Origin of the sequence: Streptomyces sp. NPDC056160, from assembly GCF_042268205.1 — a bacterium.
GTDB lineage: Bacteria > Actinomycetota > Actinomycetes > Streptomycetales > Streptomycetaceae > Streptomyces.
Genome location: NZ_JBHJUW010000051.1, coordinates 43,867 through 51,947 on the forward strand (window position 1 = coordinate 43,867; position 8,081 = coordinate 51,947).

At 70.3% G+C, this 8,081-nt stretch carries 8 protein-coding genes; 3 read left to right on the forward strand and 5 right to left on the reverse strand.

Going from position 1 to position 8,081, the window contains the following annotated elements; genetic code table 11:
- The 3 genes from zwf to pgl are packed head-to-tail and all read left to right on the forward strand — an operon-like array spanning nucleotide 1 to nucleotide 3,358.
- Nucleotides 1-1,524, forward strand: a complete 1,524-nt coding sequence (gene zwf, locus ACFC02_RS20390) for a glucose-6-phosphate dehydrogenase (RefSeq protein ID WP_376358878.1) — start codon at nucleotides 1-3, stop codon at nucleotides 1,522-1,524.
- Complete coding sequence (opcA, locus tag ACFC02_RS20395) at nucleotides 1,521-2,579, forward strand: glucose-6-phosphate dehydrogenase assembly protein OpcA (RefSeq protein ID WP_376358881.1); 1,059 nt, start codon at nucleotides 1,521-1,523, stop codon at nucleotides 2,577-2,579. The genes zwf and opcA overlap by 4 nt, the downstream gene beginning before the upstream one ends.
- Entirely contained in the window at nucleotides 2,576-3,358 is a 783-nt protein-coding gene (pgl, locus tag ACFC02_RS20400) for a 6-phosphogluconolactonase (protein ID WP_376358884.1), read from the forward strand. Before opcA ends, pgl begins: the two co-directional genes overlap by 4 nt.
- 252 nt (nucleotides 3,359-3,610) lie before the next feature.
- Here the strand turns inward: pgl and ACFC02_RS20405 are convergent, their stop codons facing one another.
- The 5 genes from ACFC02_RS20405 to gap form a co-directional block, all read right to left on the reverse strand.
- Nucleotides 3,611-3,946: an RNA polymerase-binding protein RbpA gene (locus ACFC02_RS20405; RefSeq protein ID WP_003957010.1), complete on the reverse strand. Its 336-nt coding sequence runs from the start codon at nucleotides 3,944-3,946 to the stop codon at nucleotides 3,611-3,613.
- Between the two features lie 209 nt (nucleotides 3,947-4,155).
- Entirely contained in the window at nucleotides 4,156-4,392 is a 237-nt protein-coding gene (gene secG, locus ACFC02_RS20410) for a preprotein translocase subunit SecG (RefSeq protein ID WP_360962631.1), read from the reverse strand.
- 107 nt (nucleotides 4,393-4,499) lie between these two features.
- On the reverse strand, nucleotides 4,500-5,276 hold the full coding sequence (tpiA, locus tag ACFC02_RS20415; protein ID WP_376358888.1) for a triose-phosphate isomerase: 777 nt from the start codon (nucleotides 5,274-5,276) through the stop codon (nucleotides 4,500-4,502).
- A gap of 5 nt (nucleotides 5,277-5,281) precedes the next feature.
- Complete coding sequence (locus ACFC02_RS20420) at nucleotides 5,282-6,493, reverse strand: phosphoglycerate kinase (RefSeq protein ID WP_376358891.1); 1,212 nt, start codon at nucleotides 6,491-6,493, stop codon at nucleotides 5,282-5,284.
- A gap of 164 nt (nucleotides 6,494-6,657) precedes the next feature.
- Entirely contained in the window at nucleotides 6,658-7,665 is a 1,008-nt protein-coding gene (gene gap / locus ACFC02_RS20425) for a type I glyceraldehyde-3-phosphate dehydrogenase (RefSeq protein ID WP_376358894.1), read from the reverse strand.
- Nucleotides 7,666-8,081 lie beyond the last annotated feature (416 nt).

Genomic DNA, 8,081 nt, shown 5'->3' on the forward strand with positions numbered 1-8,081 from the left:
TTGTCCAGCGGTAACCCGCTGCGTGACCCCGCAGACCGACGGCTCCCGCGTATCGCGGGGCCGTCGGGCCTGGTCATCTTCGGCGTGACGGGCGACCTGTCCCGCAAGAAGCTCATGCCCGCGGTGTACGACCTCGCCAACCGGGGGCTGCTGCCGCCGGGCTTCTCGCTGGTCGGCTTCGCCCGGCGCGACTGGGAGCACGAGGACTTCGCGCAGGTCGTGCATGACGCCGTCAAGGAGCACTCGCGCACGCCCTTCCGCGAGGAGGTCTGGCAGCAGCTCAGCCAGGGCATGCGGTTCGTGCAGGGCACCTTCGACGACGACGAGGCGTTCGAACGGCTGCGCGGCACCATCGAGGAGCTGGACAAGGCGCAGGGCACGGGCGGCAACTTCGCCTTCTACCTGTCCGTCCCGCCGAAGTCCTTCCCGGTCGTCATCCAGCAGCTGAAGAAGCACGGCCTGGCCGACCAGACCGGCGGCTCCTGGCGGCGCGCGGTCATCGAGAAGCCGTTCGGCCACGACCTGGAGTCCGCCGAGGAGCTGAACAAGGTCGTCCACGAGGTCTTCGCCCCGGACCAGGTCTTCCGCATCGACCACTACCTGGGCAAGGAGACCGTCCAGAACATCCTGGCGCTGCGCTTCGCCAACACCATGTTCGAGCCGATCTGGAACCGGTCCTTCGTGGACCACGTGCAGATCACCATGGCCGAGGACATCGGCATCGGCGGCCGGGCCGGCTACTACGACGGCATCGGCGCCGCCCGTGACGTCATCCAGAACCACCTGCTCCAGCTGATGGCGCTCACCGCGATGGAGGAGCCCGCCTCCTTCGGCGCGGACGCGCTGGCCGCGGAGAAGGAAAAGGTCCTCGGTGCCGTCCGGCTGCCCGGGGACCTCGGCGCGACGACCGTGCGTGGACAGTACGCGGCCGGCTGGCAGGGCGGCGAGAAGGTCATCGGCTACCTCGAAGAGGACGGCATCGACCAGAAGTCGAAGACCGACACCTACGCGGCCGTCAAGCTGGAGATCGACAACCGCCGCTGGGCGGGCGTCCCCTTCTACCTGCGCACCGGCAAGCGCCTCGGCCGCCGGGTCACCGAGATCGCGGTGGTCTTCCAGCGCGCCCCGCACTCCCCCTTCGACACCACGGCGACGGAGGAGCTGGGACAGAACGCGGTCGTCATCCGCGTACAGCCCGACGAGGGCGTCACCGTGCGCTTCGGCTCCAAGGTGCCGGGCACGTCGATGGAGATCCGGGACGTCTCGATGGACTTCGCCTACGGCGAGTCCTTCACGGAGTCCAGCCCGGAGGCGTACGAACGGCTCATCCTGGACGTGCTCCTCGGCGACTCCAACCTCTTCCCGCGCACGGAGGAGGTCGAGCTCTCCTGGAAGATCCTCGACCCGATCGAGGAGTACTGGGACACCCACGGCAGGCCCGCGCAGTACGCGTCCGGGACGTGGGGGCCGGACGAGGCGGACGAGATGCTCGCACGAGACGGACGGAGCTGGCGCCGGCCATGAAGACGGACCTGACCGACACCACCGCCGGGAAGATCAACAAAGCGCTCGTGCAGGGCCGCCGGGCGATCGGCACACCCGCCGTCGGCATGGTGCTCACCCTCGTCATAGTCACCGACGAGGAGAACGCCTACGACGCCCTCAAGGCCGCCGGTGACGCCTCCCGCGAGCACCCCTCGCGCACCCTGGTCGTCATCCGGCGGGTCTCGCGCACCCTGCGCGACCGCACCTCCTCACGGCTGGACGCCGAAGTCCGGCTGGGCGCGGAGGCGGGCACCGGCGAGACGGTCGTGCTGCGGCTGTACGGCGAGGTCTGCGACCACGCCCAGTCCGTGGTGCTGCCACTGCTGCTGCCGGACGCGCCGGTCGTGGTCTGGTGGCCGGTGAACGGCCCGCTGGCCCCGGCCGAGGACCCCCTCGGCGCGCTGGGGCAGCGCCGGGTCACCGACGCCTACGCCTGCGAGGAGCCGGTGCGGGAACTGGCCGCGCGGGCCGAGGCGTACACCCCCGGCGACACGGATCTGGCGTGGACCCGGATCACGCCGTGGCGTTCCATGCTGGCCGCCGCGCTCGACCAGGTGACCTGCGAGGTCCGGTCCGTCGAGGTGGAGGGCGAGGAGTTCAACCCGAGCTGCGAGCTGCTGGCGATGTGGCTCGCGGACCGGCTGGACGTACCGGTCAAGCGCTCGCTGTCCGCCGGGCCGGGGCTGACCGCGGTCCGCATGGAGACCAGCTGCGGCCCGGTCAAGCTGGACCGGGCCGACGGCAGGCTGGCCACGCTGTCCGTCCAGGGACAGCCGGAGCGTGCGGTGGCGCTGAAGCGGCGGGAGACGGCCGAACTGATCGCGGAGGAGCTGCGGCGGCTCGACCCGGACGACACCTACGCGTCGGCGCTGCGCTTCGGGGTGGAACGGCTGGACGGCTCGGCGCCGCAGGCCACCGCGGAGGCGGCGGTCGCGGTGGCCACACCGGAGGAGGAGGCGGCGAAGGCGCCCGCGCGGCGTGCCGCCGCCAAGACCGCCAGGAAGTCCCCGACCCGGAAGGCGGCGGCCAAGTGAGCACTCCGCAGCTGGTCGTCCACCGTGACAAGGAGCTGATGGCGCAGGCCGCCGCGGCCCGGCTGATCACGAAGATCGTGGACGCGCAGGCCTCCACGGGCTCCGCGTCCGTGGTCCTGACCGGCGGCCGCAACGGCAACGGCGTCATGGCCGCGCTGGCCTCGGCACCCGCCCGCGACGCGGTCGACTGGGGGCGCCTGGACCTGTGGTGGGGTGACGAGCGGTTCCTGCCGGAGGGCGATCCCGAGCGCAACGTCACACAGGCCAAGGAGGCGCTGCTGGACTCCGTACCGCTGGATCCGAAGCGGGTGCACGTGATGCCCGCCTCCGACGGACCGTGGGGCACGGATGTCGAGGCGGCGGCGGAGGCCTACGCCGAGGAGCTGGCCCACGCCGCCGGCCCCGCCAACCACGGCGCGGTCCCCACCTTCGACGTGCTGATGCTGGGCGTCGGCCCGGACACGCACGTGGCGTCCCTGTTCCCGGAGCACCCTGGGGTGCGGGAGACGGAGCGCACGGTCATCGGCGTCCACGGCTCGCCGAAGCCGCCGCCCACCCGCATCTCCCTGACCCTGCCCGCGATCCGCTCGGCCCGTGAGGTGTGGCTGCTCGCGGCGGGCGAGGACAAGGCGAACGCGGTGGCGATGGCGCTGTCCGGCACGGGCGAGATCCAGGCCCCGGCCGCGGGCGCCTACGGCCGCGCGCGCACGCTGTGGCTGCTGGACACGGCGGCGGCGGCGCAACTGCCGCGGTCGTTGTACCCGCCGGCGTCGGCCTGACCGACCACCGGTAACCGATCACCGGTCATCACCGAGTACGGGACGGGGGCGGCGCGGGCACCACAGCCCGCACCGCCCCCGTTTCCGTGAGGGCGCGTGGAGGCGACCGCCGCGCGGCCGTCCGGGCGTCGTCAGCCGTTCACTCGACCGGCCCGGTGAAGAGCGAGCCACGCCGGGCTCCCCCGAGTGCCGAGGCGGCACCCGACGGGGCGTCAGCGAGTGCCGAGGCGGCACGCGACGGGGCGTCAGCTGTCAGATCTCGCCCCGCAGTTTGGCGAGCGCCTCGGCGAGGATGGCCTCGCCGTCCGCGTCGCTGCGCCGCTCGCGTACATAGGCGAGGTGCGTCTTGTACGGCTCGGTGCGGGGCGGGTCCGGCGGGTTGTCCCGGTCCTGACCGGCCGGGAAGCCGCAGCGCGGGCAGTCCCAGGTGTCGGGCACCTGTGCGTCGCTGGCGAAACTGGGCTGCGTCTCGTGCCCGTTGGAGCACCAGAAGGAGATGCGCAGGCGCGGCGCGGACTCGCCGCGCTCGGCCTCGCCCATCGGCCCCGCCCCGACCCGGCTCCCCCGGATCGCGTTGCCACTTGCCACGGTCGTAACTCCCTGCGTGATGGTGCCGCGAAACGAGTCGGCGTACCGCTTCGCTGCGAGCGCCTCAGTCTACGTAAGGCCCAACGCGCGTCCAGTGATGGGAGTTACCGTCCCCCGCACACAGACGCAAGCCCCATGATAGGCCGCGCTGTGGAGCGCGTACCGACCATGGGGCCTTCCGTGCGGAATGTACGGTGTTCGCCGGCTCGTCAGCTGTTGGACTTCATCAGGATGCCGAGGACGATGATGCAGGCGATCCACAGCAGACCGACCACGACGGTGATGCGGTCGAGGTTGCGCTCGGCGACGGAGGAGCCGCCGACGGAGGACTGCATGCCGCCGCCGAACATGTCGGAGAGGCCGCCGCCCTTCCCCTTGTGCATCAGCACCAGCAGCATCAGCAGCAGGCTGAAGACGATCAGGGCGATCGAGAACCCCAAAACCACGGCTGGACCAACTTCCTCGGATACGGATGGACGACGGGGACACAGCACCTCGGCTGTGCCCCCGCCAGGGTACGACGTATCGCCGCTACCGCCTACTCACGGCCGGCTCACTGATCGCGGAACCTGATGATCTTGACGAACTCGTCGGCGTCCAGCGAGGCGCCGCCGACCAGGGCGCCGTCGATATCGGCCTGGCCCATGATCTCGGCGACGTTGCCCGACTTGACCGAGCCGCCGTACTGGATGCGGATCTTGTCGGCCACGTCCTGCGTGTACAGCTCGGCGAGCTTGGCGCGGACGGCGGCGCAGACCTCCTGCGCGTCCTCGGCGCCGCAGACCTTGCCGGTGCCGATGGCCCACACGGGCTCGTAGGCGATCACGACGGACTCGGCCTGCTCGGCCGGGAGGTCCTTCAGGCCGCCTTCGACCTGGGCGAGCGTGTGCGCGACGTGGTTGCCGGCCTCGCGGACGTCCAGTTCCTCGCCGACGCAGAGGATGGGGGTCAGGCCGTGCTTGTAGGCGGCCTTGACCTTCGCGTTGACCAGTTCGTCGGTCTCGTCGTGGTACTGCCGGCGCTCGGAGTGCCCGATCACCACGTAGGTGCACTTGAGCTTGGCCAGCATCGGGCCGGAGATCTCGCCGGTGTAGGCGCCGGAGTCGTGCTGCGAGATGTCCTGGGCGCCGTACTTGATCTTGAGCTTGTCGCCGTCGACCAGGGTCTGCACGGAGCGCAGGTCGGTGAAGGGCGGCAGGACGGCGACCTCGACGGCGTCGTAGTCCTTGTCGGCCAGGGCGAAGGCGAGCTTCTGGACGTGCGCGATGGCCTCGAGGTGGTTGAGGTTCATCTTCCAGTTGCCCGCCATCAGCGGCGTGCGGGTGGTCATTGGGGTCAGTCCTCCAGTGCGGCGAGGCCGGGGAGCGTCTTGCCCTCGAGGTATTCGAGGGAGGCGCCGCCGCCGGTCGAGATGTGGCCGAATGCGTTCTCGTCGAAACCGAGCGTACGGACGGCCGCGGCGGAGTCGCCGCCGCCGACCACGGTGAAGCCGTCGGATTCGACGAGGGCCTGGGCGACCGCCTTGGTGCCCTCGGCGAAGTCGGGGTGCTCGAAGACACCCATCGGGCCGTTCCAGAAGACGGTGGCGGCGTCGGCGAGCTTCGAGGCGTACAGCTCACGGGTGCGCGGGCCGATGTCCAGGCCCTCCTGGTCGGCGGGGATCTTGTCCGCGTCGACCGTGTCGTTCTGCGTAGGCGCCTTGGTCCTCAGGTCCGGGAACTCCCGGGAGACCACGACGTCGACGGGGAGCAGCAGCTCGACGCCCTGCTTCTCGGCGCGCTCCATGTACTCGGTGACGGTCGGGATCTGGTCCTCCTGGAGGAGGGAGATGCCGACCTCGTAGCCCTTGGCCTTGAGGAAGGTGTACGCCATGCCGCCGCCGATGAGCAGCCGGTCGGCCTTGCCGAGGAGCTGGTCGATGACGGCGAGCTTGTCGGAGACCTTGGCACCGCCGAGGGCGACGACGTAGGGCCGCTTGACGTCCTCGGTGAGCTTCTTCAGGACACCGACCTCGGTGGCGATGAGGTATCCGGCGTAGTGCGGCAGGCGGGCCGGCAGGTCGTACACGGAGGCGTGCTTACGGTGCACCGCCCCGAAGCCGTCGCCGACATAGACGTCCGCGAGGGCGGCGAGGGCGTCGGCGAACTCGCCGCGCTCGGTGTCGTCCTTGGACGTCTCGCCGGGGTTGAAGCGCAGGTTCTCGATGACCGCGACCTGGCCGGGCTCCAGGCCGTCCACGGCATCGTGCGCGGCGGGTCCCACGGTGTCCTGGGCGAAGGCCACGGGGGCGCCCAGCAGTTCGCCGAGGCGCTCGGCGGCGGGCAGCAGCGAGAAGGCGGGGTCCGGGGCGCCCTTGGGGCGGCCCAGGTGCGAGGCCACGATCACCTTGGCGCCGGCACCGGCGAGCGCCTTGACGGTGGGCAGCACGGCGCGGATGCGGCCGTCGTCGGTGATGACACCGTCGGCCAGCGGCACGTTGAGGTCGGCGCGGACGAAGACCCGCTTGCCGTCCACGCCTTCGCTGAGAAGTTCGTCGATCGTCTTCATGGGAATGGGACTCCTGAGGAGGGGCTCTTGATCGTACGAGGGCCGGTCGATCCGCACGCGGGCGGACCGAGGGACCCGGCCCGCCGTACGCGCGTCAGGGCCCGGACCGCGCGGTGGTGCGCTGCCCGAGCCCTGTTCTCACATCGAGGTGCCTGCTCTGCCGATCAGAGCTGGTTGCCGATGAAGACCGTGAGGTCGACGAGGCGGTTGGAGTAGCCCCACTCGTTGTCGTACCAGCCGATGACCTTCACGTTCTTGCCGTCCTGAACCATGGTCAGGGACGAGTCGAAGGTGCAGGACGCCGGGGCGTTGACGATGTCGGAGGAGACGATCGGGTCCTCGGTGTACTCGAGGATGCCCTTCAGCTCGCCCTCGGCGGCCTTCTGGAAGGCGGCGTTGACCTCTTCCTTGGTGACCTCGCGGGAGAGCTCGACGACGAGGTCGGTGACCGAGCCGGTCGGGACCGGGACGCGCATCGCGATGCCGTCCAGCTTGCCCTTGAGCTGCGGCAGCACCAGGGCGGTGGCCTTCGCCGCGCCGGTGGTGGTCGGGATGATGTTCTCGGCGGCGGCGCGGGCGCGGCGCAGGTCCTTGTGCGGGAAGTCCAGGATCCGCTGGTCGTTCGTGTACGCGTGCACCGTCGTCATCAGACCGCGGACGATGCCGAAGTTCTCGTCCAGGATCTTCGCCATCGGCGCCACGCAGTTGGTGGTGCAGGAGGCGTTGGAGATGACGTTGTCCGTGGCGGCGTCGTACTTGTCCTGGTTGACGCCCATCACGATGGTGACGTCTTCGTTCTTCGCCGGGGCGGAGATGATGACCTTCTTGGCGCCGCCCGCGATGTGCTTCTCGGCGTCTTCCTTCTTGGTGAAGATGCCGGTGGACTCGATGACGATGTCCACGCCCAGCTCACCCCAGGGGATGTCGGCCGGGTTGCGCTCGGAGAGGACCTTGATGGTCCTGCCGCCGACGCTGATGGTGTCCTCGGTGTGCGTGACCTCCTGCTTGAGGCGGCCGAGGATGGTGTCGTACTTCAGCAGGTGAGCGGTGGTCGCGGTGTCACCCAGGTCGTTGACAGCCACGATCTCGATGTCTGCACCCTGCTCCAGCAGCGCGCGGAAGTAGTTACGACCGATGCGGCCAAAGCCGTTGATGCCTACGCGGATCGTCACGAACCGATCTCCTCGTTGGTACGCCGGTTTCGACGCCGGCGAGCTGTATTGGGATGTCCCCGACCACCCCCGACCCTACCTCCCTGAGGCCTTCGAAGTGACATTCGGAGACCCCCTGAACGGCATGGCGACCCGTACCCGTCGGTAGGGGTGCGGGCCCCCGCGACCCGGCGTCCGGTTCACTCCTTTTCGGTACGGAGTGTCCGTACGCGTTGACCGCATTCATCACTCTTTCGTGCAGCCCCCGGCTCACTTGTCGAGTACGGCGATCTCCCGCCCCGGAGAAGCCGTCCGGTCGGCCGCGCCCCTCGGCGACGCGGGGCGGCAGCGGCCGTCGGCCGCAAGACGGCGGTGGGGCTCCCGGCGGCGGCCGGACGCAGGTGCGGCGGGGCCCGCCCCGCGCGCGGGACGGGCCC

Coding starts and splice junctions, on each gene's coding strand:
- opcA (WP_376358881.1), top strand. CDS start 1,521: ATGAAGACGGACCTGACCGACACCACCGCCGGGAAGATCAACAAAGCG.
- tpiA (WP_376358888.1), bottom strand. CDS start 5,276: ATGACCACCCGCACGCCGCTGATGGCGGGCAACTGGAAGATGAACCTC.
- ACFC02_RS20420 (WP_376358891.1), bottom strand. CDS start 6,493: ATGAAGACGATCGACGAACTTCTCAGCGAAGGCGTGGACGGCAAGCGG.